The 23064-nt window shown below is 71.8% G+C and carries 24 protein-coding genes; 15 read left to right on the forward strand and 9 right to left on the reverse strand.

The genetic code is table 11. The features are described 5' to 3' along the window. Positions 1-11 precede the first annotated feature (11 nt). From NYP07_RS11625 to NYP07_RS11645, 5 genes are all read right to left on the reverse strand, one after another. Positions 12-2276, reverse strand: a complete 2265-nt coding sequence (locus NYP07_RS11625) for a copper-transporting P-type ATPase (RefSeq protein ID WP_268150554.1) — start codon at positions 2274-2276, stop codon at positions 12-14. Positions 2277-2367: 91 nt separating this feature from the next. Beyond that, the gene (locus tag NYP07_RS11630; RefSeq protein WP_268150757.1) at positions 2368-3024 is read right to left on the reverse strand and encodes a methyltransferase family protein; all 657 of its coding nucleotides are present in this window, start codon (positions 3022-3024) and stop codon (positions 2368-2370) included. Next, the gene (locus tag NYP07_RS11635) at positions 3005-3238 is read right to left on the reverse strand and encodes a DUF2933 domain-containing protein (protein WP_268150556.1); all 234 of its coding nucleotides are present in this window, start codon (positions 3236-3238) and stop codon (positions 3005-3007) included. Before NYP07_RS11635 ends, NYP07_RS11630 begins: the two co-directional genes overlap by 20 nt. A gap of 16 nt (positions 3239-3254) precedes the next feature. Continuing rightward, entirely contained in the window at positions 3255-3593 is a 339-nt protein-coding gene (locus tag NYP07_RS11640; RefSeq protein ID WP_268150558.1) for a hypothetical protein, read from the reverse strand. A gap of 86 nt (positions 3594-3679) precedes the next feature. Next, entirely contained in the window at positions 3680-3937 is a 258-nt protein-coding gene (locus tag NYP07_RS11645) for a heavy-metal-associated domain-containing protein (RefSeq protein WP_268150560.1), read from the reverse strand. Between the two features lie 153 nt (positions 3938-4090). On the opposite strand from NYP07_RS11645, the gene NYP07_RS11650 reads away from it, so the two are divergent. Continuing rightward, complete coding sequence (locus tag NYP07_RS11650) at positions 4091-6526, forward strand: heavy metal translocating P-type ATPase (protein WP_268150562.1); 2436 nt, start codon at positions 4091-4093, stop codon at positions 6524-6526. After that, the gene (cueR, locus tag NYP07_RS11655; RefSeq protein ID WP_268150564.1) at positions 6523-6984 is read left to right on the forward strand and encodes a Cu(I)-responsive transcriptional regulator; all 462 of its coding nucleotides are present in this window, start codon (positions 6523-6525) and stop codon (positions 6982-6984) included. The genes NYP07_RS11650 and cueR overlap by 4 nt, the downstream gene beginning before the upstream one ends. On the opposite strand, the gene NYP07_RS11660 is transcribed toward cueR, so the two are convergent. After that, positions 6974-7351 (reverse strand): hypothetical protein, encoded by a 378-nt coding sequence (locus NYP07_RS11660; RefSeq protein ID WP_268150566.1) that lies wholly within the window; start codon positions 7349-7351, stop codon positions 6974-6976. The genes cueR and NYP07_RS11660 overlap by 11 nt on opposite strands. A 120-nt stretch (positions 7352-7471) precedes the next feature. On the opposite strand from NYP07_RS11660, the gene NYP07_RS11665 reads away from it, so the two are divergent. From NYP07_RS11665 to NYP07_RS11705, 9 genes are all read left to right on the forward strand, one after another. Next, on the forward strand, positions 7472-7819 hold the full coding sequence (locus NYP07_RS11665) for a DUF2946 family protein (protein WP_268150568.1): 348 nt from the start codon (positions 7472-7474) through the stop codon (positions 7817-7819). A gap of 108 nt (positions 7820-7927) precedes the next feature. Continuing rightward, entirely contained in the window at positions 7928-9295 is a 1368-nt protein-coding gene (locus tag NYP07_RS11670) for a TolC family protein (protein WP_268150570.1), read from the forward strand. An 11-nt stretch (positions 9296-9306) separates the two neighbouring features. Beyond that, a complete protein-coding gene (locus NYP07_RS11675) occupies positions 9307-10674 on the forward strand; it encodes a multicopper oxidase family protein (RefSeq protein WP_268150572.1) in 1368 nt (455 codons plus the stop codon). 10 nt (positions 10675-10684) lie between these two features. Next, on the forward strand, positions 10685-11176 hold the full coding sequence (locus NYP07_RS11680; protein WP_268150574.1) for a cupredoxin domain-containing protein: 492 nt from the start codon (positions 10685-10687) through the stop codon (positions 11174-11176). 17 nt (positions 11177-11193) lie between these two features. Beyond that, on the forward strand, positions 11194-11523 hold the full coding sequence (locus tag NYP07_RS11685) for a copper-binding protein (protein ID WP_268150576.1): 330 nt from the start codon (positions 11194-11196) through the stop codon (positions 11521-11523). A gap of 32 nt (positions 11524-11555) precedes the next feature. After that, complete coding sequence (locus NYP07_RS11690; RefSeq protein ID WP_268150578.1) at positions 11556-11924, forward strand: hypothetical protein; 369 nt, start codon at positions 11556-11558, stop codon at positions 11922-11924. A gap of 72 nt (positions 11925-11996) precedes the next feature. Further along, positions 11997-13241 (forward strand): TolC family protein, encoded by a 1245-nt coding sequence (locus tag NYP07_RS11695; protein WP_268150580.1) that lies wholly within the window; start codon positions 11997-11999, stop codon positions 13239-13241. Next, complete coding sequence (locus NYP07_RS11700; protein ID WP_268150582.1) at positions 13238-14488, forward strand: efflux RND transporter periplasmic adaptor subunit; 1251 nt, start codon at positions 13238-13240, stop codon at positions 14486-14488. Before NYP07_RS11695 ends, NYP07_RS11700 begins: the two co-directional genes overlap by 4 nt. Beyond that, a complete protein-coding gene (locus tag NYP07_RS11705) occupies positions 14485-17634 on the forward strand; it encodes an efflux RND transporter permease subunit (RefSeq protein ID WP_268150584.1) in 3150 nt (1049 codons plus the stop codon). Before NYP07_RS11700 ends, NYP07_RS11705 begins: the two co-directional genes overlap by 4 nt. Here NYP07_RS11705 and dusA read toward each other — a convergent pair. The 3 genes from dusA to NYP07_RS11720 all read right to left on the reverse strand — a co-directional run bounded on the left by dusA (position 17611) and on the right by NYP07_RS11720 (position 19962). Further along, a complete protein-coding gene (gene dusA, locus NYP07_RS11710) occupies positions 17611-18564 on the reverse strand; it encodes a tRNA dihydrouridine(20/20a) synthase DusA (RefSeq protein WP_378989933.1) in 954 nt (317 codons plus the stop codon). The two genes, NYP07_RS11705 and dusA, sit on opposite strands and share 24 nt — an antisense overlap. A gap of 201 nt (positions 18565-18765) precedes the next feature. After that, a complete protein-coding gene (locus tag NYP07_RS11715; protein WP_268150588.1) occupies positions 18766-18942 on the reverse strand; it encodes a hypothetical protein in 177 nt (58 codons plus the stop codon). A gap of 84 nt (positions 18943-19026) precedes the next feature. Next, complete coding sequence (locus tag NYP07_RS11720) at positions 19027-19962, reverse strand: VTT domain-containing protein (protein WP_268150590.1); 936 nt, start codon at positions 19960-19962, stop codon at positions 19027-19029. An 84-nt stretch (positions 19963-20046) separates the two neighbouring features. On the opposite strand from NYP07_RS11720, the gene modB reads away from it, so the two are divergent. Genes modB through NYP07_RS11740 form a run of 4 tightly spaced genes read left to right on the forward strand, consistent with a single transcriptional unit; the run spans position 20047 to position 22974 of the window. Next, positions 20047-20730, forward strand: a complete 684-nt coding sequence (gene modB / locus NYP07_RS11725; RefSeq protein ID WP_268150592.1) for a molybdate ABC transporter permease subunit — start codon at positions 20047-20049, stop codon at positions 20728-20730. Beyond that, on the forward strand, positions 20727-21473 hold the full coding sequence (gene modA / locus NYP07_RS11730; RefSeq protein ID WP_268150594.1) for a molybdate ABC transporter substrate-binding protein: 747 nt from the start codon (positions 20727-20729) through the stop codon (positions 21471-21473). Before modB ends, modA begins: the two co-directional genes overlap by 4 nt. Next, entirely contained in the window at positions 21470-22180 is a 711-nt protein-coding gene (locus tag NYP07_RS11735; RefSeq protein WP_268150596.1) for an ATP-binding cassette domain-containing protein, read from the forward strand. The genes modA and NYP07_RS11735 overlap by 4 nt, the downstream gene beginning before the upstream one ends. Further along, positions 22177-22974, forward strand: a complete 798-nt coding sequence (locus NYP07_RS11740; protein WP_268150598.1) for a TOBE domain-containing protein — start codon at positions 22177-22179, stop codon at positions 22972-22974. The genes NYP07_RS11735 and NYP07_RS11740 overlap by 4 nt, the downstream gene beginning before the upstream one ends. The last annotated feature ends 90 nt before the right edge of the window (positions 22975-23064 follow it).

Consider the following 23064-nt stretch of genomic DNA (forward strand, 5'->3'; position numbering starts at 1 on the left):
GGATCAGGGGCTCATTCCACGCGAGCGCCACGCAGCCGTAACGCATTGCCGATGACGCTGATCGACGACAGCGCCATCGCCGCCGCCGCCACCACGGGCGACAGCAGCACGCCGAAGAAGGGATAGAGCAGTCCGGCCGCCAGCGGCACGCCGGCGACGTTGTAGGCAAAGCTGAGGAAGAGGTTCTGGCGGATGTTGCGCATCGTCGCGCGCGACAGCGTGCGCGCCCGCACGATGCCCAGCAGATCGCCCTTGAGCAGCGTGATGCCGGCGCTCTCCATCGCCACATCGGTGCCGGTGCCCATCGCGATGCCGACATGGGCCTGGGCCAGGGCCGGCGCATCGTTGACGCCGTCGCCGGCCATCGCCACGACGCGGCCTTCGGCTTGCAGCCGCTTCACGACGGCCGCCTTGTCTTCGGGGAAGACCTCCGCCACGACGTCGGCAATGCCCAGTTCGCGCCCCACGGCCTCGGCCGTGGTCCGGCCGTCTCCGGTCAGCATCACGACGCGCACGCCTGCCGCCCGCAGGGCCTGCAGGGCGTGTGGCGTCGTCGGCTTGACGGGGTCGGCGATGGCCACGAAGCCGGCCAGGCGCCCGCCGACGCCGACGAAGATGACCGTGGCCGCCCTGGCCCGCTGCTGCTCCGCGGGCAGCGCAAGGCTGGCGGTCTCTATGCCCTGCTCGGCCAGGAACCTGGCGCTGCCCGACACGACGGCCTGGCCGTCGACCACGCCGACGACACCCTTGCCGAGCGGCGAATCGAAGTCCGCCACCGGCGACAGCGGCAACCCGCGGTCCTGGGCGTCCGCCACGATGGCCATGGCCAGCGGGTGCTCGCTGGCGCGCTCGACGCTGGCCAGCTTCTGCAGCACCTGCCCGGCCGCGAAGCCGCCGGCCGGCTCCACATGGACCACCTTGGGCCGCCCCTCGGTCAGCGTGCCGGTCTTGTCGACCACCAGCGTGTCGACCTTCTCCATCTTCTCCAGCGCCTCGGCATCGCGGATCAACACGCCATGCTGGGCCCCCTTGCCGACGCCGACCATGATGGACATCGGCGTCGCCAGGCCCAGCGCGCAGGGGCAGGCAATGATCAGCACGGACACCGCTGCGACCAGCGCATAGCTGAAGGCCGGCGACGGCCCCCAGGCCAGCCAGGCGGCGAAGCTCAGCACCGCGACGAGGATGACCGCGGGCACGAACCAGCCGGCCACCTGGTCGGCCATGCGCTGGATGGGCGCGCGGCTGCGCTGCGCGGCGGCCACCATGTGGACGATCTGCGCGAGCAGGGTATCCGCGCCGACCTTCTCGGCCCGCATCACGAAGCCCCCGGTCTGGTTCAGCGTGCCGGCCGTGACGCTGGAACCCAAGGCCTTGGCGACGGGCATGGGCTCGCCCGTCACCATCGACTCGTCGACATTGCCCCGGCCCTCGGTGAGTTCGCCATCGACCGGCACCTTCTCGCCGGGGCGCACGCGCAACAGGTCGCCGACCTGGATGGCCTCCACCGGCAGGATCTCGTCCCTGCCATCGGGCCTCAGCCTCACGGCCGTCTTGGGCGCCAGCCCGAGCAGGGCCTTGATGGCGCCCGAGGTCTTCTCCCGCGCCCGCAGTTCGAGCACCTGACCCAGCAGCACCAATACCGTGATGACGGCCGCGGCCTCGAAATACACCGCCACCGCCCCTCCCTGCCCTCGCAACGCGACCGGGAACAGGCCAGGCGCCAGCGTCGCAACGATGCTGTACAGCCAGGCCGCGCCCGTGCCCAGCGCGATGAGGCTGAACATATTGAGGCTGCGGTTGCGCACCGACGCCGCCGCACGCGTGAAGAAAGGCCAGCCGGCCCAGAGCACGACGGGTGTGCCCAGCAGCAACTGCACCCAGTTCGAGGCCTGCGGGGCGAGGAGATGGTGGAGGTCGAAGGCATGGCCGCCCATTTCGAGCCCGAACACCGGCGCAGTCAGCACCAAGCCCACCCGGAACCTGCGCGTCATGTCGCGCAGTTCGGGGCTCTCGCCCGTCTCGGCGGTCGCCAGCAGCGGCTCCAGCGCCATGCCGCAGATGGGGCAGTTGCCCGGCCCCATCTGCCGCACCTGCGGGTGCATCGGGCAGGTGTATTCAACCTGGCCCTGGCCCGGCGCGTGTGCGGCATGCAGTGCATGGGCGGCGTGGGCAGCGTGGGCGTGGGCATGACCCGCCATGACGCTGCCGTCCGGCATCGGATGGCTGCCCGCCGGCATGTGGCCGGAGGCCGTGTGGTGTTCGTGGCCGGGCATCCTGCTCTCCTGTTCTTGTTTTCAGTCTGGCCCTTGCCCTCGTTGGAAGGTCAAGCCCGGGCAGGCCATGCCCGGCCGGGCAAGGACATCGTCAGCGGCCACCGACCGCGCCTGCGCCGGACAGGCGGGGGATGAAGCGCGGGGTCAACGCCGCATAGTCGCGCCAGGCCTGGCCGAAGTCCTTCTCGGACTCGCCCTCCTCGGCGATGGCCAGCCTGACATACATCGCCACCAGCACCGGGAACATGGCCAGCGTCAGCAGCGTCGGCCACTGCAGCAGGAAGCCGAACATGATGGCGACAAAGCCGATGTATTGCGGATGCCGCACATGCCTGTAGGGGCCGGCCGTGGCCAGGCCGTGGCGGCGCTGCGCGTGATACAGCACATGCCAGGCCCGCGACAGCAGCGTGAAGCCGCCGAAGATGAACACGAGGCTCAGCATGTGGAGCAGGCCGAAATGCGGGTTGCCGTGCCGCCCCGTCATCAGCCACCACAGGTGGCCGGCCTCATGCCCGTACAGGTTCACGCCCGGAAAGCGCGAACCCAGCCAGCCCGACAGCAGGTAGATGGTCAGCGGGAAGCCGTACATCTCCGCGAACAGCGCCACGATGAACGCGCTGTAGGCGCCGAAACTGCGCCAGTCACGCAGCCTGGCCGGCTTGAAGAAGCTGTAGGCAAAGCCGATGAAGATGATGGCGTTGAGTGCCGCCAGCCCCCAGAGGCCGTAATCATTGCCGGCGCTGTTCATCGTCGTCGCTCCCGTGACCGTGGCGGCCATGGCCGTGATGCATGAACAGATGCATCAGCGGGCAGGCGAACAGCAGCAGATAGGGCAGCACCCCGAAGACATGGGCCGTGTGCTCGGTCAGCAGATAGAAGCCCATGACCGCCAACGCCACCAGCAGGGCGAGCCCGGCGGGCGAGCGCCAGAACGACGGCATGTCCCGATGGTCGTTATCCATGGCTCACCCCATGCGGCTATCTGCTGGCGGGCGACGCCGCGGGCATCGCGGGCATGACCCCGCCCATCATCGTCTTGGCGTCCTTGCCGTGCATCTGCTCATGCATGCCGCCCGGCTTGTGCGCCTCGTCGTGCATCTTGCGCATGTCGGCGCTCATGCCCATGCCGGCGGACGCGGCGGAAGCGGGTGCGGCCACCTGGGCCTTGGGCCTGGCCGCAACCTTCTTCGCCACGGCGGCAGGCGCCGAAGCGCCGGCCGGGTGATGGGCCGCGTGATCCGCGTCCGGCACTGCCTGCTGGGCCAGGGCGGCACCGGACAGCGAAGCCACGACGAGGCAAGAGGGAATGAAACGCATGGTCAACTCCTTTGATGAAAGCATCGCGCTTGGCCGGGCCGGACGGTTTGACGCACATCAACGCAAGATCACCCGGCCGCCACGTCTCAGCGGCAGCAACCGCAGCAGGACTTCGCGGCCCGGGCGCCGGCGGGCGCAGCGGCGGCGGCAGGCACCGGCGTGTAGCCCGCCTCCCTGATGGCCTCGGCCAGTTCCTGCGCGCTGGCACTGCCGGCCTCCACCTGCACGCGGTGCGTGCCGAGGTCGATCTGCACCTCGGCATCCCCGTCCACGGCCTTCAGCGCCTGGGTGATGGCGCCGACGCAGTGGCCGCAGCTCATGTCTCTGACTTCGAAGTCAATCATGCTGTCCTCCTGGGGACGGGTTGTCGATGGCATGAATTTCCAGCCTCCCACTGTTGGAATGTCAACAGCGCCGGCACATGGGTCCTTCAGCCATGTCCGATAAATCCGTCAATATGTTGACCTTGCCATCGTTGGAAGCCTGATGATGCGCGCATGCAAACCGTGAGCACCGCCGCAATCCCCGACCCGCAAGGCTTCAGGCTCCGTGTGACCGGCATGAGCTGCGCGTCGTGCGTGCTGCGGGTCGAGAAGACGCTGAAGGCGGTCCCCGGCGTGCGGGCCGCCAGCGTCAACCTTGCCACCGAGGAAGCCTCGGTCGACGCCGACGGCTCGGTCAGCACGGTCACGCTGGCCGCCGCCGTGCGCAAGGCGGGCTATGAGGTCGCGACGGCCGAGACGGTGCTGCTGGTGGGTGGCATGAGCTGCGCGTCCTGCGCGGGCCGCGTGGAGAAGGCCCTGCTCAAAGTGCCCGGCGTCACCGGCGCCTCGGTCAACCTGGCCACCGAGAGGGCGACCATCCACGCGCTGTCGACGGTGCCCGTCGCCGCGCTCAAGGCGGCCATCGTCAAGGCGGGCTACACGGCCAGCGAGCCGGCGGATGCGCAACCCCAGGCCGCTCCGCACCTGCCCGACTGGTGGCCCGTCGCGGTCGGCGGCGCGCTGACGCTGCCGCTGCTGGGGCCGATGCTGCTGCAGCTCTTCGACATCCATTGGATGCTCGGCGGCTGGGTGCAGCTCGCGCTCGCGACGCCGGTGCAGTTCTGGCTGGGCTGGCGCTTCTACCGCGCCGGCTGGAAGGCGCTGCTGGCCAGGACGGGCAATATGGACCTGCTGGTGGCCCTGGGCACCTCGGCGGCCTATGGGCTGTCGGTCTATCTGCTGGCCGAGGGCGTGCCGCATCTCTATTTCGAGGCCTCGGCGGCCGTCATCAGCCTGGTGCTGCTGGGCAAATGGCTGGAGCAGCGCGCCAAGCACCAGACCACCGACGCCATCCGCGCGCTGAACGCGCTGCGGCCAACCACGGCCCGCGTGCGCCGCGACGGCGTGGAGGCCGACATCCCCGTGGAGCAGGTGCAGGTCGGCGACCTCGTCGTCGTCCGCGCCGGCGACCGCGTGGCCGTGGACGGCGCCATCGTCGAGGGCCGCAGCCATGTCGACGAATCCCTGATCACCGGCGAGAGCCTGCCGGTGGCCAAGTCCGTCGGCGACAAGGTGACCGGCGGCGCGATCAATGCCGAAGGCGTGCTGGCCGTGCGCACGACCGCCATCGGCGCCGAGACGACGCTGGCCCGCATCATCCGCATGGTCGAGTCCGCCCAGGCCGCCAAGGCGCCCATCCAGCGCGTCGTCGACCGCGTCAGCGCCGTCTTCGTGCCCTTCGTGCTGGGCGTCGCGCTGCTGACCTTCCTGGCCTGGCTGGCGTTGGCCGGCAACTGGCAGACGGCCCTCATCAACGCGGTGGCGGTGCTCGTCATCGCCTGCCCCTGCGCGCTGGGCCTGGCCACGCCGACGGCCATCATGGCCGGCACCGGCGTGGCGGCCCGCCACGGCATCCTCATCAAGGACGCGCAGGCGCTGGAGCTCGCCCATGCCGTGACCGTCGTCGCCTTCGACAAGACCGGCACGCTGACCGTCGGCAAGCCGTCGCTCGCGGCGGTGCTGCCGGTCGGCGCGGCCAGTGCGACGGACATGCTGGCCCTGGCCGCGGCGCTGCAGCAGTCCAGCAGCCATCCGCTCGCCGTCGCCGTCATGGACAAGGCCCGCGAGGACGGCCTGCAGGTGCCGCAGGCCGGGCAGGTCGCTGCCCTGCCCGGCCGCGGCGTGGAGGGCATCGTCGGCGGCGAGAAGCTGGCACTGGGCAGCTCGCGGCTGCTGAAGGAACTGGGGCTGGACCCGGGCGCCGCGCAGCAGGCCGCCCGGCAGCTCGAAGGCGAAGGCCGCACGGTGTCGTGGCTGATGGCCGCCGACGGCGACGCACGCCGCGTGCTGGGCCTGCTGGCCTTTGGCGACACGCTCAAGCCCGGCGCCCGCGCGGGCGTGGCGCGGCTGCGCGAGCTCGGCATCAAGACCGTCATGCTGACCGGCGACAACCGCGGCGCGGCCCAGGCCATCGCGGCCCAGCTCGGCATCGACGAAGTGCAGGCCGAGGTGCTGCCCGGCGACAAGGCCGCCGCCGTGCAGCGGCTGCGCGACGCGGGCGAGGTCGTGGCCTTCGTCGGCGACGGCCTGAACGACGGCCCGGCGCTGGCGGCGGCCTCGGTGTCGTATGCGATGGCCGGCGGCGCCGACGTCGCGACCGAGACCGCCGGCATCACGCTGATGCGCGGCGACCCACGCCTGGTGGCGGACTCGCTGGAGGTCTCGCGCCGCACCTATTCCAAGATCAAGCAGGGCCTGTTCTGGGCCTTCGGCTACAACGTGCTGGGCATCCCGCTGGCCGCGCTGGGCCTGCTGAACCCGGTCATCGCCGGCGCGGCGATGGCCTTCAGCAGCGTCAGCGTCGTCGCCAACGCGCTGACGCTGCGGCGCTGGCAGGCGGCGTCCGACACGCCCGCGCAGCCAGGCACGACGACGGGAGCGCAGGCATGAACATCGGCGAAGCCGCCAAGGCCGCGGGCGTGTCGGCCAAGATGATCCGGCACTACGAGAGCGTGGGCCTCTTCCCCGAGGCCGCGCGCACCGCGTCGGGCTACCGGCAGTACAGCGACAAGGAAGTGGGCACGCTGCGCTTCATCCGCCAGTCCCGCGACCTGGGCTTCTCCATCGAGCAGATCCGCGAGCTGCTGGGCCTGTGGCAGAACCGCCGGCGCCCCAGCCGGCAGGTGCGCGCGCTGGCCCAGGCCCACATCCTGGAGCTGGACGAGAAGCTGAAGGAACTGCAGGCGATGAAGGCCACGCTCGAACATCTCGTGCAGTGCTGCCACGGCGACGACCGCCCCGACTGCCCCATCATCGACACGCTGGCCAGGGAGGCGCCAGCCCTGCCCCAGGCCGCGCACGGCAGGACGGCGGGGCTGCGTCCAGGGCGGACCAAGCTCAACCCTTGACGAGCTGGAAGCGCAGCGTCAGCGGCACCGCGCCCTTGTTCGTCCACATCCAGCAATAGTCCTGCTTGCGGGCCGCCGTCAGCCGGCCCTCGCCCCTGGCGACCTGGGCCTTGCGGGCCGGGAAGCGGACCTCCTTGCCCTCGTGGAAATGGATGTTGAAGTCCAGCGGGCCGCCCGCCTCGAACGACCAGCCCACGCTGTCGCCCTCGGGCAGCTTCTCGCAGACCTCGACGAACTTGCCGGGCGGCACGGGCAGCTCGCGGCCGAAGCGGCCGGCGGCGTCCCACTGGACCGGAACCATCTCCGCAGCGCTGAGCTGCGCGAGCACGAGCAGCGCGGCGGCTGCGAGGGCTGGGCTTGTCTTCATGCGGCCAATATAGGCCGCGGGCAGCGGCGCCGGCACGCGGCAGACACCGCTTGACCTTGCCACGGCCGCAAGGTTTAGGATGCGCCGCCTGACCCGAGTGCGCCCGCGTGGCGCCCACCCGTGAAGACCGTCCGAATCTGCTTGCTGCTGCTGCTGGTCCTGCTGCTGCCCTTCCGGGGCGCGGTGGCGGCGGCCATGCTGTGTCCGGTCGAGGGGCAGGCCCATCACGACGTGGGCATGCAGGCAGCGCACGCCCATGCCGGCGCCGACCACCACGACGACCACGGCCACGGCGCGCCGGACAAGTGCAATATGTGCTCCGCGTTCTGCGCCCTGACCCCCCTGGCCGGCGCCGCACCCAAGCTGCCCGAACCGGCCGCCCTGCCGGCCGTCAAGTTCCCGGAGTTCCCGGCGCCCGCACCGAGCTTCCTGTCGGACGGCCAGGAACGCCCGCCCCGAACCCTCTGACGCAGCCGGGCCTCCGCCGGAGGCCCATGCAGGCTCGCGCGCGCCAGGGCGGCGCGAAGGCCTTGCGGCCCCGGCGCTGCCGGGCCGATGACCCGGATGGTCCCAACGATGAACCCACCATTTCCCAGGCTTGCCCCGCTGGCGGCCCTGCTGCTGGCCGGCTGCGCGGCCTTCACCCCCGACGGCGGCGCGGGCCGCGTCTCCGAACTGACGCAGCAGCGTATCGGCCAGTCCGTCAGCCTGCAGCGCTCGGCCGCCGAGGTCGACTCGGCTGGCCTGCGGGTGTCCGAACTGCTCGGCCAGGCGCTCACGGCGGACAGCGCCGTGGAGATCGCGCTGCTGAATAACCGCGGCCTGCAGGCCAGCTTCGCCGAACTCGGCATTGCCGAGGCCGAGCGCGTGCGCGCTGGCCGGCTGGCCAACCCCGGCATCGGCTTCGGCCGCCTGGCCGGCCACAGCACCACGGAGATCGACCGCTCGGTGGTGTTCGATCTGCTCGGGCTGCTGGCGCTGCCCGCCGCCAGCCAGGTCGCGCAGCGGCAGTTCGAGCAGGCGCAATACCAGGCCGCCTTCGACGCCGTCGGCGTGGCCGCCGAGGCGAGCAGGGCCTTCTTCGGCGCGGTGGCCGCGCAGGACCTCGTCGGCTACTACGAGCAGGTCAAGGACGCGGCCGACGCGTCCGGCGAGCTCGCGCGCCGCATGCTGCAGGCCGGCAACTTCAGCAAGCTCGCCCAGATGCGCGAGCAGGCCTTCGAGGCCGATGCGACGGCCAATCTGGCGCGCGCGCGGCAGCAGGCCGTCGCCGAGCGGGAGCGGCTGGTGCGGGCGCTCGGCCTGTCGGGCGCGCAACTGGCCTTCAAGCTCCCGGCGCATCTGCCCGAGCTGCCGCAGACGCCGTTCGAACCCAGGGACGCCGAGCAGACCGCCGTCGACAAGCGCCTGGACCTGCTGATGGCCCGGCGCAGCGCCGAAGCCACGGCGAAGTCGCTGGGGCTGACCCGCAGCACCCGCTTCGTCAACGTGCTGGAGGCCGGCTACACCAACAAGAGCCAGACCGGCGAGCCGAGAAGCAATGGCTACGAGGTCCGGCTGGAGCTGCCGCTGTTCGACTTCGGCGCTGCCCGCACGGCGCGCGCCGAGGCGGTCTATATGCAGGCCGTCCACCGCACGGCCGAGATCGCCGTCAACGCGCGCTCCGAGGTGCGCGAGTCCTACTCGGCCTATCGCACGGCCTACGACCTGGCCCGGCACTACCGCGACGAGGTCGTGCCGCTGCGCAAGCGCATCTCCGACGAGAACCTGCTGCGCTACAACGGCATGCTGGCCAGCGTGTTCGAGCTGCTCGCCGACGCGCGCGACCAGGTCGCCGCCGTGACCGCCGCCATCGAGGCCCAGCGCGACTACTGGCTGGCCGAGACCAACCTGCAGACGGCGCTGACAGGGCGCTCCCCCGGCGGCAACCCGGCCACCCGCTGAAGGATTCCGACATGAGCAACCGCAGAAGCTTCTTCAAGACGGCGGGCGCCAGCTTCCTCGGCGCGGCCGCGGTCAGCCGCGTCGGCGCCGCCTCGCTGCCCGAGGCCGCCATCCAGACCTCGGCCGAAACCCTGGTGCCACCGTCGCCGCCCAATGGCCGCCCCTTCAACCCGCTGGTCACGCTCAACGGATGGTCCCTGCCCTGGCGCATGAAGGACGGCGTCAAGGAGTTCCACCTCGTCGCCGAGCCGGTCGTGCGCGAGATCGCGCCGGGCATGAAGGCCAGGCTCTGGGGCTACAACTGCTCCAGCCCCGGCCCCACCATCGAGGCCGTCGAGGGCGACCGCATCCGCATCTTCGTGACCAACAAGCTGCCCGAGGTCACCAGCGTGCACTGGCACGGCGTGCTGCTGCCGTCGGGCATGGACGGCGTCACCGGCCTGACCCAGCCGCCCATCGCGGTCGGCAAGACCTTCATGTACGAGTTCGTGCTGCAGCGGCCGGGCACGCATATGTACCACCCGCATGCCGACGAGATGGTGCAGATGGCGATGGGCATGATGGGCCTGTTCATCATCCACCCCCGGGACCCGCGCCAGTACCGCGTCGACCGCGACTACGGCTTCATCCTGAACGCCTACGACATCGAGCCCGGCAGCGCCACGCCGCGCGTGAACACGATGCTGGACTTCAACCTGTGGACCTGGAACAGCCGCGCCTTCCCGGGCATAGCCCCCTTCGTCGCCCGCACCGGCGAGCGCGTGCGCATCCGCGTCGGCAATCTGACGATGACCAACCACCCCATCCACATGCACGGGCCGCACTTCGAGGTGACGGGCACCGACGGCGGCTGGGTCCCGAAGAGCGCCCGCTGGCCCGAGGTCACGACGGACGTCGCAGTGGGGCAGATGCGGGCCTTCGAGTTCGACGCCCTGGCCGGCGACTGGGCCATCCACTGCCACAAGAGCCACCACACGATGAACGCGATGGGCCACGGCGTGCCGACCATGATCGGCGTCGAGCACGCGGACGTCGCCCGCAAGATCGCGAAGCTGATCCCCGACTACATGGCCATGGGCGACAAGGGCATGCACGACATGGCCGAGATGGAGATGCCCCTGCCGGACAACACGCTGCCGATGATGACCGGCACCGGCCCCTTCGGCCCCGTGGGCATGGGCGGCATGTTCAGCGTCGTCAAGGTGCGCGACGACCTCAAGCGCGGCGACTACGGCGACCCCGGTCCCTACAGGCATCCGGCCGGGACGCTCACCAGCGAATACACGGCCGAGACGCCCGAGCCCACCCGCGCGGCGGCACCGGCCGGCGACGCCGGCACGCTGCAGGTCCGCAAGCCCGGCGGCGACCACGGCCATTGAAGGAGCCTCTATGAAGACACTGCAGGCATTCACGCTGGCCGCGCTGCTCGCCGCCGCCTCCACCGCCTTCGCCCACGGCGACGAAGAACATGCCAAGCCGCACAAGTTCGACGCCGCCAAGGTGGAGGTCACCGACTTCGGCCAGGAGGGCGACCCGAAGAAGGTCACGCGCACCATCAAGGTCGACATGGCGGACAACATGCGCTTCACGCCGGCCGACCTCGCCGTCAGGCGCGGCGAGACCGTCAGGTTCATCGTCCACAACGGCGGCCAGGTGCTGCACGAGATGGTGCTCGGCACCCGCGAGGCCCTGGCGGCGCATGCCGAGCTGATGAGGAAGTTCCCGGACATGGAGCACGCCGACCCGAACATGGCTCACGTCAAGCCCGGCCGGCGCGGCGAGATCGTCTGGCAGTTCACGAAGGCCGGCGAATTTCAGTTCGCCTGCCTGCAGCCCGGCCATTTCGAGGCCGGCATGGTCGGCCGGCTGACCGTGAAATGAAGCCAAGGAATCGACACATGAACAAGCTCACGCAAATGCTGGCCGCCGCCGCGCTGGCCCTGGCCGCCCACGCGCAGGCGCAGACGGCCCCGGTCGCCAACGCCACGGCCACGGCCGCCGCCCCGCAGAGCGAAGGCGAAGTCCGCAAGATCGACCGCGCGCAGGGCAAGCTGACTCTGCGCCACGGGCCGCTCGACAACCTGGGCATGCCCGCCATGACCATGGTCTTCAAGGTGGCGGACCCGAAGCTGCTGGACGGGCTGAAGGAAGGCGACAAGGTCAGGTTCACCGTCGAACGGCTGAACGGCGCCTTCACGGTGACGGCCATTGAGGCGAGTCAAGGCTAGGACCGCCTCTCGGCACTAGACTCGACGCGCCCATGTCGCACCGCCGCCGCCATCGCCTGACCACCACGCTGCTCGTGGTGCTGTCGCTGCTGTTCTCGCAGCTGGCGCTGGCGGCCTATGTCTGCCCGCAGCGGGCAGATGCCATGACGATGGCCGGCATGCCCTGCGACGGCATGGACTCGCAGCAACCCGCGCTCTGCCACCAGCACGCGGCCGACCCGGGCCAGACCTTCGAGGCGGTGAAGCTGCCGGTGGCGTCGCAGCCGGCCCTCGTCCAGATGCTCGTGCTGCCCTTGGCGTCCGTGGCCGACGCAGCACGCGCCATGCCGACGGCCGCCGCTGCCGAAGTCCGGCCGCCGCCGGACCCGCTCTTCCTGTCCACGCTCAGGCTGCGCGTCTGACCCGCTCCGTCGACTGAACCGCGCTGGCGCGGCATGCCCGCCAGCAAGGCCCATGTTCGTCCCGGAGCCCCCATGTCATTCCGAACACTGCGTGCCGCCGCCCTGGCTGCCGCCCTAGTTGCCGCCGCTGTGCCTGCACTCGCCGCGGCAGCCCCCCTGTCCTTCGACCAGGCGCTGAGCCTCGCCGTCCAGCGCTCCGAGGCGGCGCACGCGGGCCGTGCGGCCGCGGCGAGCGCCGGCGAGGCCGCGCGGGCCGCCGGCCAGCTACCCGACCCGATGCTGCGCGTCGGCGTCGACAACCTGCCGGTGACCGGCGCCGACCGCTTCAGCACGACGCGCGAGTCGATGACGATGAAGCGCATCGGCCTCAGCCAGGAATGGCTGCCGGCCGAGAAGCGCGCCGCGCGCGAAGGCGCTGCCTGGGCGCTGGCCGAGCGCGAGGCCGTGCAGGGCCGCGCGGCCGAAGCCGAGGCGCGCCTGCAGGTCGCGCTGGCCTATGTCGACGCCTGGTATGCCGGCGAGGCGCTCAAGCTCACGGTGCAGACCGAGCACCACCTGCTCGAAGCGCTGGAAACCGCACGGGCGCGCCTGGCCGCCGCCGCGGGCGGAAGCGCCGAAGTGCTGCAGCTCGCGGCGGCCCGCGGCGTCGCCGAGGACGACAGCGACGAAGCCCGCCAGCTGCAGGCCAGCGCCCTGGTCGGCGTGCAGCGCTGGGTGGGCTTCCTGCCCGAGTCCCTGGCCGCAGCGCCGGTGCTGCACCCGCCCACCGAGCCGGACTATCTGGCCGCGCACCCGGCGGTCCTGGCCTTGCAGCGCGAGCTGGAGCTGGCGCGCCGCGGCGCCGCCGTGGCCGCCAGCGAACGCAGGCCGAACTGGACCTGGGAGGTTTCCTACGGCCAGCGCAGCGGCTACTCCGATCTTGTGTCCTTCGGCGTGAGCATCCCGCTGCAGGTCGCGCCGAGCCGGCGCCAGGACCGCGAGACGGCGGCCCGGCTGGCGCTCGTGGACAAGGCCGAGGCCGAGCTGGCCGAGGCGGCCCGCGTCGCCGGCGCCGACTACCAGGCCCTGGCCAGCGACGCCGCCCGCCTGCAGCAGCGCATCGACCGCTACGGCGCCGCCGTCGCCACGCCCGCGCAGCAGCGCACCGCCGCGGCCCTGGCCGCCTACCGCGCCAACCAGCTGCCGCTGGCCGCGCTGTTCGAAGCCCGGCACGCCGAGGTCGAGGCCCAGCGCAAGCTGCTGTCGCTGCAGCGCGACCTCGCGCGCGCCCAGGCCCAGCTGAGCTTCAAGCCGATTCCCGAAGGAGGCGCCCAGTGAAGCGCATCACCACCACCCTCGCGCTGGCCGCCGCCGGCGCCCTTGTCGCGGCCGGCGGCTTCCTGGCCGGCCGCGCCAGCGAGCATCGCGAGCCCGCCATCGCCGCCACCGCGCCGGCCGCCTCCGCGGCCGAACGCAAGCCGCTGTACTGGCGCGACCCCATGGTGCCCGGCCCGCGCTTCGACAGGCCCGGCAAGTCGCCCTTCATGGACATGCAGCTCGTGCCCGTCTATGCGGACGAAGCCACGGACGGCGGCGTCGGCATCAGCCCGGCCGTGCAGCAGAACCTGGGCATCCGCACCGCGACGGTCCGGCAGGCCGACGTGGGCTCCTCCTTCGATGCCGTTGGCACGGTGCAGTTCGACGAGCGCCTCGGCGTCGCCGTGCAGTCGCGCGTGGCCGGCTATGTCGAGCATCTGGCCGTGCGCGCGACGATGGAGCGGGTCCGCAAGGGGCAGGCCCTGGCCACCATCTTTGCGCCCGAATGGCTGGCGCCGCAGAACGAGCTGCTGGCGCTGAAGCAGGCCGGCGCGGCGCCGGACATCGTCGCGGCGGCGCGGGAGCGCATGCGCGCGCTGTCCATCCCCGACGGGCTCGTGCGCCTGAGCGAGGAAACCGGCACGGCTCAGCCGCGCTTCACGCTGACGGCACCGGCGGGCGGCGTGGTCGCCGAGCTCGGTGTCCGCGAGGGCGTGCAGGTCGCGCCGGGCATGACGCTGTTCCGCATCGCCGGGCTGGACAAGGTCTGGGCGGTGGCCGAGGTGCCCGAGGCGCAGGCGGCGCGGCTGCAGCGCGGCCAGAAGGTCAAGGCGGTGCTGCAGGCCGATGCGTCGCAGGCCTTTGCCGGCGAGCTGCAGGAAATCCTGCCCCAGGTCAGCGCCGGCACGCGCACGCTGCAGGCCCGCTTCGAGGTCGACAACCGCGGCGGCCGGCTGGTGCCCGGCATGCTGCTGCGGCTCCAGGTCGCCGGGGCGTCGAGCCGCCGCCTGGTCGTGCCCGCCGAAGCCGTCATCCGCACCGGCACCCGCGCCGTGGCCATCGTGCGCCAGGGTGACGGTGCGTTCGCGCCGCGCGAGCTGACGCTGGGCGCCGACCTGGGCGAGCAGCTGGAGGTGCTGGCCGGGCTGGCCGATGGCGACCAGGTCGTCGTCAGCGGCCAGTTCCTCGTCGACTCCGAGGCCAGGCTGAAGTCGGTGCTGGGCGCCATGGCCGCCGCGCAGCCGGCATCGGCGGGAGGTGCCCGGTGATCGCCGCGCTGATCCGCCGGTCCATCGCCAACCGCTTCCTGGTGCTGGCCGCCGCGGTCTTGCTCGCGGCCGCGGGCCTGTGGTCGGCGGCGCGCACGCCGGTCGACGCGCTGCCCGACCTCAGCGACGTGCAGGTCATCGTGCGCACGAGCTACCCCGGCAAGCCGCCGCAGGTCGTCGAAGACCTCGTGACCTATCCGCTGACGACGACCCTGCTCAGCGTGCCGGGCGCCAGGACCGTCCGCGGCTACTCCTTCTTCGGCGACTCCTTCGTCTACATCCTGTTCGACGACAGGACCGATCCCTACTGGGCCCGCTCGCGGGTGGTCGAGTCGCTGAACCAGGTGCAGAGCCGCCTGCCTGCCGGCGCGACCGCCGCCCTCGGCCCCGATGCCACGGGCGTCGGCTGGGTCTATGAATACGCGCTGGTCGACCGCACGGGCAACACCGACATCGGCCAGCTGCGGGCCTTGAACGACTGGTTCCTGAAGTTCGAGCTCAAGACCGTGCCCGACGTGGCCGAGGTGGCCAGCATCGGCGGCATGGTGCGCCAGTACCAGGTCGTGCTGGACCCGGACCGCATGCGCGCCCTCGGCATCACGCAGTCCCAGGTCGCGCAGGCGCTGCAGAAGGCCAACCAGTCATCGGGCGGCTCGGTCGTCGAGATGGCCGAGACGGAGTACATGCTGCGCTCGCGCGGCTTCCTGAGGTCGCTGGACGACTTCCGCGGCATCCCGCTCGCCGTGGGCGGCGCGACGCCGGTGCTGCTGCGCGACGTCGCCACGGTCCAGGTCGGCCCCGAGATGCGCCGAGGCGTCGCCGAACTGGACGGCGAGGGCGAGGTGGCCGGCGGCGTGGTGGTCATGCGCTCCGGCAAGAACGCGCGCGCGGTCATCGAGGCCGTCAAGGCCAGGCTGGCGGCGCTCAAGCCCGGCCTGCCCAAGGGCGTCGAGGTGGTCGAGACCTACGACCGCTCCCAGCTCATCGACCGCGCCGTCGACAACCTGCGCGTGAAGCTGGTCGAGGAGTTCATCGTCGTCGCCGTGGTCTGCGCGCTGTTCCTCTTCCATCTGCGCTCGGCCCTGGTGGCCGTCGTGACGCTGCCGGTCGGCGTGCTGGCGGCCTTCGTCGTCATGCACTGGCAGGGCGTCAGCGCCAACATCCTGTCGCTGGGCGGCGTGGCCATCGCGCTGGGCGCGATGGTGGATGCGTCCGTCGTGCTGGTGGAGGCGGCCCACAAGCAGCTGGAGCACTTCGAGGCGGCGCACGGTCGCCGGCCCACGATTGCCGAGCGCTGGGACCTCGTCGCGAAGGCGGCCGTGGAGGTGGGGCCGGCGCTGTTCTTCTCGCTGCTGGTCATCACGCTGTCCTTCCTGCCGGTCTTCACGCTGGAAGCCCAGGAGGGCCGGCTGTTCTCGCCGCTGGCCTTCACCAAGACCTATGCGATGGCCGCCGCCGCCGGGCTGTCGGTCACGCTGGTGCCGGTGCTGATGGGCTACCTCATCCGCGGCCGCATCCCCAGGGAGACCGCCAACCCGGTCAACCGCGTCCTCATCGCCATCTACCGGCCGGCGCTGGAGGCCGTGCTGCGCTTCCCCAAGGCGACGCTGCTGGCCGCGGCGGCGGTGCTGGCCGTCACCGCCCTGCCCGTTTCCCGCCTGGGCGGCGAGTTCATGCCGCCGCTGGACGAAGGCGACCTGCTCTACATGCCCTCGGCCCTGCCCGGCCTGCCGGTGTCCAAGGCCGCCGAGCTGCTGCAGCAGACGGACCGCCTCATCAAGACCGTGCCCGAGGTCGAGCGCGTGTTCGGCAAGGCGGGCCGGGCCGACACGGCCACCGACCCGGCCCCGCTGGAGATGTTCGAGACGACGATCCGGTTCAAGCCGCGCGCGCAGTGGCGGCCAGGCATGACGCCCGAGAAGCTGGTCGAGGAACTGGACCGCGCCGTCAAGGTGCCGGGCCTGTCCAACCTGTGGGTGCCGCCCATCCGCAACCGCATCGACATGCTGGCCACCGGCATCAAGAGCCCCGTCGGCATCAAGATCGCCGGCGCCGACCTGGTCACGATCGACCGGCTGGCGACGCAGGTCGAGGCGGCCGTGCGCGGCGTTGCCGGCGTGTCCTCCGCGCTGGCCGAGCGCCTGACCGGCGGCCGCTACATCGACGTCGACGTGGACCGCGCCGCCGCGGCACGCTTCGGCCTGTCCGTGGCCGATGTGCAGGCCGTCGTGTCCACGGCCATCGGCGGCGACAACGTCGGCGAAGTCATCCTGGGGCGCGAGCGCTTCCCGGTGAACGTCCGCTACCCACGCGAGCTGCGCGATTCTCTGGAGGGACTGCGCCGGCTGCCCTTCGTGACCGAGCGCGGCGCCACCGTGCTGCTGCAGGACGTGGCCCGCCTGTCCGTCGCGGACGGGCCGCCCATGGTCCGCAGCGAGAACGCGCGCCTGTCGGGCTGGGTCTATGTGGACGTGCGCGGGCGCGACCTGCGCTCGGTCGTGCGCGACATGCAGGCGGCGGTCGCCAGCCAGGTGGCCCTGCCGGCCGGCTATGCGCTGTCCTGGTCCGGCCAGTTCGAGTACCTGGAGCGGGCCACGCAGCGGCTGAAGACGGTGGTGCCGGTCACGCTGGCCATCATCTTCGTGCTGCTCTATGTACTGTTCCGCTCGGCGGGCGATGCCGCGCTGGTCATGGCCGCCGTGCCGTTCTCGCTGGTGGGCGGCTTCTGGCTGGTCTGGGCGCTGGGCCAGGCGATCTCGGTCGCGACGGCGGTCGGCTTCATCGCGCTGGCCGGCCTCGCGGCCGAGTTCGGCGTCGTGATGCTGGTCTATCTGCAGAACGCCTGGCGGCAGCGCCTGGCCGCTGGCGAGGCTGACGATGAGGCGACGCTGCTCGCGGCCATCCGCGAGGGCGCCGTGCTGCGCGTGCGGCCCAAGGCCATGACGGTGGCCGTCGTCATGGCCGGCCTGCTGCCCATCCTGCTCGGCCACGGCACCGGTTCGGAGGTGATGGCGCGCATCGCGACGCCGATGGTGGGCGGCATGCTGACGGCGCCGCTGCTGAGCATGCTGGTCATCCCGGCGGCCTGGTATCTGGCGCACCGCCGCGGGCGGGCTCGTCCCTCAGGCGGCGATGGGGATGCCTGACAGCCGCGCGGCCGTCGCCTGGCGGGCGACCTCGCGCGGCGCCAGCGTCTTCAGGCGGTGGTCGCTCCAGACCTGGCGCCAGCGCCGCGCGCCGGGCGTGCCGTTCCACAAGCCGAGCGCGTGGCGCATCGCATGGGCCCAGGAGCGGCCCGAGGCATGCACGCGGTCGAGGTAGTCCAGCCACGCCGCTTCCACCTGCTCGCGCGACGCCGCGGGGTCGGGCTGGCCGAAGAAGCGCGAATCCCACTGCGCCATGCTCCAGGGCTCGTGATAGGCCTCGCGGCCGATCATGACGCCGTCCAGCAGTTCGAGCTGCGTGGCGATCTGGTCGGGCGTCTTCAGGCCGCCGTTGACGGCGATGGTCAGCTGCGGGAACTCGCGCTTGAGCTGCGCCACCAGCTCGTAGCGCAGCGGCGGGATCTCGCGGTTCTCCTTGGGCGACAGGCCCTGCAGCCAGGCGTTGCGCGCGTGGACGATGAAGACCTCGCAGCCGGCCGCGGCGACCGTGCCGACGAAATCTCGCACGAAGCCGTAGCTCTCGATTCGGTCGACGCCGATGCGGTGCTTGACGGTGACGGGCAGCGCGGTCGCGTCGCGCATGGCCTTCACGCAGTCGGCCACCAGCTGCGGCTCGGCCATCAGGCAGGCCCCGAAGGCGCCCTTCTGCACGCGCTCGCTCGGGCAGCCGCAGTTCAGGTTGACCTCGTCATAGCCCCAGCGCTCGGCCAGCCGGGCGCAGGCGGCCAGGTCGTCGGGCTCGCTGCCGCCCAGCTGCAGCGCGACCGGGTGCTCCTCGGCGTTGAAGTCGAGGTGGCGGCCCTGGTCGCCATGCAGCAGCGCGCCGGTCGTCACCATCTCGGTGTAGAGCAGCGCGTGGCGGGTGATGAGGCGATGCAGATAGCGGCAGTGGCGGTCCGTCCAATCCATCATCGGCGCGACGGACAGGCGCCAGGGGCTGGCAGGGCTTGCGGGGTTGCGGGTCACTTGGGAACTTCGGGAGGCCGCGCCAAAGGCCCGGGGGGCTGGCACTTTAGCGTGGGCAACGAAAAACGCCCGTCGAGCAGGGCAGCTTCAACGGGCGTTTGACACGCCAGGGCGCGCATTGGCTGGCGGCCGGATGCCGCCGGCCGCTCAGCGGCCGATGTTCAGCGGCGCCATCGCCATGTAGGCGCGGGCCTGGGAGGCGATGCGGCGCTCCAGGTCGACATGGTCGACGGCATCGGACAGATAGCGCTCGTCGATGTCGGTCTGGGTCGTGACGGTAAGCGCGTCGCGCAGCGAGGAGAACAGAGTCTGGATCAGTTCCATTTGGCTTTCGGGCTCGTGGCCGCTTTGCTTTCTAGGGTAAACCCGATTATAGGGTTAACACTAGTTTTATGCAAACAACCCGGCTCAGCCGGCCTCGAGGGCCAGCCCGGCCAAGGTCCAGGCCTCGATGCCGCCGCGCAGCACGCGGGCGCGGCGGCCCTGGCGCTTCAGCCACACCGCCGCGCGCACGGCCGAGGCGTCGTTGGGGCAGGCGCAGTAGGTGATGAACTCGGCGCCCTGCGGCCAGTCGGCCAGCGCGGCGTCGTCGAGAGCACCGAGGTCGAGGTGGCGGGCGCCGGGGATGCGGCTCGGCAGCGGCATCTCGGGCGAACAGGCGCGCACGTCGACGAAGACGATGTCGCCGCGCTCGCCCAGCAGGGCCGCCGCTTCGGCCGGCCCGAGGCGCTCGAAGCGGTCCAGCTCGCGCCTGACCAGCGCCCTCCGCCACAGCCGCCAGCCGATGTAGGCCAGCAGCGCGGCGCCCGCCAGCGCCAGCGCGGCGCTGCCGAGCCGGCTCAGCGTGCGCAGCAGCGCGTCGATCTGCGCATGGAAGGCCCAGCCCGCGCCGATGGCCGCGCCGGCCCACAGCGCCGAGCCGAGCAGGTTCCAGCCGATGAAGCGCCGCGCCGGCATGCCCAGGGCGCCGGCCAGCGGCGGCGCGAGGATGGACAGGCCGGGCACGAACTTGGCGATGACCAGCGTCGCCACGCCGCGGCGCGCAAAGCTGGCCTCGTTCTGGCGCACGCAGCTGTCCGGCGAGATCGAGATGCGGCACAGCGTGGCCAGCACGCGCCGGCCCAGGCGCCGGCCGGCCCAGAACCACAGCCCGTTGGCCAGCAGCGCCGCAAGCGTCGCGGCCAGGAAGGCCCGCGGGCCGAAGCCTTCGCGCGCGGCGGATTCGACGCCCGCCAGCAGCAGCACCGGCGTGGAAGGCAGCGGCGCGCCGAGCTGCTCCAGCAGCACGGCCAGCACGACGGCAACGAGGCCGTGGTGGGCGAAGAGGTCGGTGAGCAGATCCATGGCGAAGTGCCGCGAGGATAGCCGCAGGGCTTTCACCCGGCCGGCGACGGTCCATCGTGATGTAGCCGATTACATTACGACACCATGCCCACCGAGCTCTGGAGCCAGTTCGACGCCGCGCCGCTGGCGCTGACGCTGCGCGTGGCCGCCGTCGCGACCGGCCTGGCCCTGCTGCTGGGCGTGGCCCTGGGCTGGGTGTTCGCCCGCACCAGGCTGCCGGGGCGCGCCCTGCTGGAGGCCGTCTGCATGCTGCCGCTGGTGCTGCCGCCCACGGTGCTGGGCTACGGCATCCTCGTGCTGATGGGCCGGCGCGGCGCCGTGGGCGGCTGGCTGCGCCAGCATTTCGACTACAGCATCATCTTCAACTGGCATGGCGCCGTCGTCGCGTCCACGCTGGTCGCGCTGCCCCTGGTGCTCAAGGGCGCGAGCAGCGCCTTCGCCCAGGTCGACCGCAATCTCGAGGCCGCCGCGCGCACGCTGCGCCAGTCCGGCTGGAGCAGCTTCCTGCGCGTGACGCTGCCGCTCGCCTGGCCCGGCATCCTGGCCGGCACGCTGCTGGCCTTCGCCCGCGCGATGGGCGAGTTCGGCGCGTCGCTGATGGTGGCCGGCTCCATCCCGGGCCAGACCCAGACCGCCTCCATGGCCATCTACGACGCGGTGCAGGCCGGCCGCGACGACCTGGCCCTGGCGCTCGCCCTCGTCGTGTCGGCCGTCTCGGTGGCCGTGCTCGTGCTGTCCAACCGCTATCTGCAACGCCCGCCGCCATGAAGAAACGCCTGCTGCTCGCCCTCTCCCTCGCCGCGCTGCCGCTGCTGGCCCCGGCCCAGCAGCTGACCGTGTCGGCTGCCGCCAGCCTGACGGATGCCTTCAAGGAGATAGCCCCGCGCTTCGAGGCTGGCCGGCCGGGTGCGAGCCTGCGCTTCAACTTCGCGGCCTCGGGCGTGCTGCTGCAGCAGATCGCGCAGGGCGCGCCGGTGGACGTGTTCGCCAGCGCCGACCAGGAGACCATGAACCGCGGCGCCGAGCGCAAGCTCATCGCCGCCGACACGCGGCGCGACTTCGCGAGCAACGCCCTGGTGCTGATCGCGCCGCTGCAGGGCACGCCGGCCATCGCGGCGCTGACCGACCTGGGCCGGACCGAGGTCAGGCGCATCGCCGTCGGCAAGGTCGCCTCCGTGCCGGTGGGCCGCTACACCCAGCAGGCACTGGAAGCCGCCCGGCTCTGGGCCGGCCTGCAGCCCAAGCTCGTGTTCGCCGACAACGTGCGCCAGGTGCTGGACTACGTTGCGCGCGGCGAGGTCGAGGCCGGCTTCGTCTACCGCAGCGATGCCGAGTTGCTGAAGGACAAGCTGCGCATCGCGATGACGGTGGGCGGCCATGCGCCGGTGACCTACCCGGCCGCCGTCGTGGCGGACAGCAGGCAGGCGGCGCTGGCGCGCGATTTCGTCAACTTCCTTGCCGGCAGCGAAGCGCAGGCCATCTTGAGCAAATACGGTTTCGGCAAGCCTTGATCGACGTCCGCCTGCAACTCTCCGTCAACGACGCCCGCCGTCGCTTCGACCTCGACATCGCCTTCGCGACCGATGCGCCCTTCGTCGCGCTCTACGGCCCCTCGGGCGCCGGCAAGTCGCTGACGCTGCAGGCCATGGCCGGCCTGCTGCCGGTGCAGGCCGGCCATGTGCGGCTGAACGGCCGCGCGCTGCTGGACACGGCCGGCGGCGTCTGCCTGGCCCCCGAGGCGCGCGGCGTGGGCTATCTGTTCCAGCAGTACGCCCTCTTCCCCCACCTCAGCGTGCGCGACAACATCGCCTTCGGCCTGACGAGCTGGCGGCGGCGCCTGAAGGCCGACGACGCCGCGCGGGTGGACGCGCTGATCGAGTCCTTCGGCCTCGCGGCCCTGGCGGCCAGCCGGCCGGCCACGCTGTCCGGCGGCCAGCAGCAGCGCGTGGCGCTGGCGCGGGCCCTGGCCTGCAAGCCGCGGGTGCTGCTGCTGGACGAACCCTTTGCGGCCCTGCACACGACGCTGCGCCGCGAGCTGCGCGCCGAGCTGCGCGAACTGCGCCGGCGCCTGGGCATCCCGGCCGTCATCGTCAGCCACGACCCCGAGGACGTGATGGCCCTGGCCGACGAAGTCTTCCTGCTCGATGGCGGCGGCGTGCGGCAGCGGCTGCGCGCCGACGATCCCGACCTGCGCGCCGCTCTGGAGCGGTCGCCTTGAAGGCACAGGACCGGCCCCTGCTGCAGGGCGAGCTGCGCCTGGCCGGCCGGCTCGACGGCCGCTTCTTCGACCTGCTCGCCGCGCTGGCCCTGACCGGCTCGCTGCAGAAGGCCGCGCGCGCCGCCGGCTACAGCTACAAGGGCGCCTGGCTGGTGCTGGACGCGGCCGGTGCGCTGACGCATGCGCCACTGGTCGAGACGGCCACCGGTGGGCGCGGCGGCGGCGGCACGCGGCTGACCGCCGCGGGTAAGGCGCTGCTGGACGCCTGGCGCGGCCTGCAGTCGCGGCTCGCCGGTTTCCTGGGCGAGCAGGAAGCCTGGCTGAACGAACAACCGGGGCTGAGCGCCCTGCTGAAGAGGATGAGCATGAAGACCAGCGCACGCAACCAGTTCCACGGCCGCATCGCCGGCGTCAACCCCGGCCCGGCCACGACGACGGTGCGCGTCGCGCTGGACGGCGGCCAGCAGGTCACCGCGTCGCTGACGACGCTTGCCGCCCAGGAGCTGCAGGTGCAGACCGGCAAGGAGGCGCTGGCCCTGGTCAAGTCCAGCGAGGTCGTGCTGGTGACGGACTTCGGCGGCTACCAGCTGTCGGCCCGCAACCAGCTCGCCGGCACGGTGTCGCGCGTGCAGCGCGGCGCGGTGTCCAGCCTCGTCGGCCTCACGCTGCCCGGCGGCGCGGTCGTCACGGCCAGCGTGACCAACGACGCCGTCGATGCGCTGGGCCTGGCCGTCGGCCAGCCGGCCACGGCCGTGTTCAAGGCCTATGCCGTCATGCTGGCCGTGCGTGGTTGAGCGCGCTCGCCGCGACCCGCATAAGGAAATAAGAAAACAGTCGTTCCTCAAATAAGGGAGTTTGGGCACCCTCGCGGCTTTCGTTCCTCC

The sequence above is a fragment of the Pelomonas aquatica genome, from assembly GCF_026712205.1.
Lineage (GTDB): Bacteria > Pseudomonadota > Gammaproteobacteria > Burkholderiales > Burkholderiaceae_C > Pelomonas > Pelomonas aquatica.

What these genes read in the sequence shown, in the direction of transcription:
- NYP07_RS11625 (WP_268150554.1), bottom strand. Translation starts at nt 2,276, where the DNA reads ATGCCCGGCCACGAACACCACACGGCCTCCGGCCACATGCCGGCGGGC.
- NYP07_RS11630 (WP_268150757.1), bottom strand. Translation starts at nt 3,024, where the DNA reads ATGAACAGCGCCGGCAATGATTACGGCCTCTGGGGGCTGGCGGCACTC.
- NYP07_RS11635 (WP_268150556.1), bottom strand. Translation starts at nt 3,238, where the DNA reads ATGGATAACGACCATCGGGACATGCCGTCGTTCTGGCGCTCGCCCGCC.
- NYP07_RS11640 (WP_268150558.1), bottom strand. Translation starts at nt 3,593, where the DNA reads ATGCGTTTCATTCCCTCTTGCCTCGTCGTGGCTTCGCTGTCCGGTGCC.
- NYP07_RS11645 (WP_268150560.1), bottom strand. Translation starts at nt 3,937, where the DNA reads ATGATTGACTTCGAAGTCAGAGACATGAGCTGCGGCCACTGCGTCGGC.
- NYP07_RS11650 (WP_268150562.1), top strand. Translation starts at nt 4,091, where the DNA reads ATGCAAACCGTGAGCACCGCCGCAATCCCCGACCCGCAAGGCTTCAGG.
- cueR (WP_268150564.1), top strand. Translation starts at nt 6,523, where the DNA reads ATGAACATCGGCGAAGCCGCCAAGGCCGCGGGCGTGTCGGCCAAGATG.
- NYP07_RS11660 (WP_268150566.1), bottom strand. Translation starts at nt 7,351, where the DNA reads ATGAAGACAAGCCCAGCCCTCGCAGCCGCCGCGCTGCTCGTGCTCGCG.
- NYP07_RS11670 (WP_268150570.1), top strand. Translation starts at nt 7,928, where the DNA reads ATGAACCCACCATTTCCCAGGCTTGCCCCGCTGGCGGCCCTGCTGCTG.
- NYP07_RS11675 (WP_268150572.1), top strand. Translation starts at nt 9,307, where the DNA reads ATGAGCAACCGCAGAAGCTTCTTCAAGACGGCGGGCGCCAGCTTCCTC.
- NYP07_RS11680 (WP_268150574.1), top strand. Translation starts at nt 10,685, where the DNA reads ATGAAGACACTGCAGGCATTCACGCTGGCCGCGCTGCTCGCCGCCGCC.
- NYP07_RS11685 (WP_268150576.1), top strand. Translation starts at nt 11,194, where the DNA reads ATGAACAAGCTCACGCAAATGCTGGCCGCCGCCGCGCTGGCCCTGGCC.
- NYP07_RS11690 (WP_268150578.1), top strand. Translation starts at nt 11,556, where the DNA reads ATGTCGCACCGCCGCCGCCATCGCCTGACCACCACGCTGCTCGTGGTG.
- NYP07_RS11695 (WP_268150580.1), top strand. Translation starts at nt 11,997, where the DNA reads ATGTCATTCCGAACACTGCGTGCCGCCGCCCTGGCTGCCGCCCTAGTT.
- dusA (WP_378989933.1), bottom strand. Translation starts at nt 18,564, where the DNA reads ATGATGGATTGGACGGACCGCCACTGCCGCTATCTGCATCGCCTCATC.
- NYP07_RS11715 (WP_268150588.1), bottom strand. Translation starts at nt 18,942, where the DNA reads ATGGAACTGATCCAGACTCTGTTCTCCTCGCTGCGCGACGCGCTTACC.
- NYP07_RS11720 (WP_268150590.1), bottom strand. Translation starts at nt 19,962, where the DNA reads ATGGATCTGCTCACCGACCTCTTCGCCCACCACGGCCTCGTTGCCGTC.
- modB (WP_268150592.1), top strand. Translation starts at nt 20,047, where the DNA reads ATGCCCACCGAGCTCTGGAGCCAGTTCGACGCCGCGCCGCTGGCGCTG.
- modA (WP_268150594.1), top strand. Translation starts at nt 20,727, where the DNA reads ATGAAGAAACGCCTGCTGCTCGCCCTCTCCCTCGCCGCGCTGCCGCTG.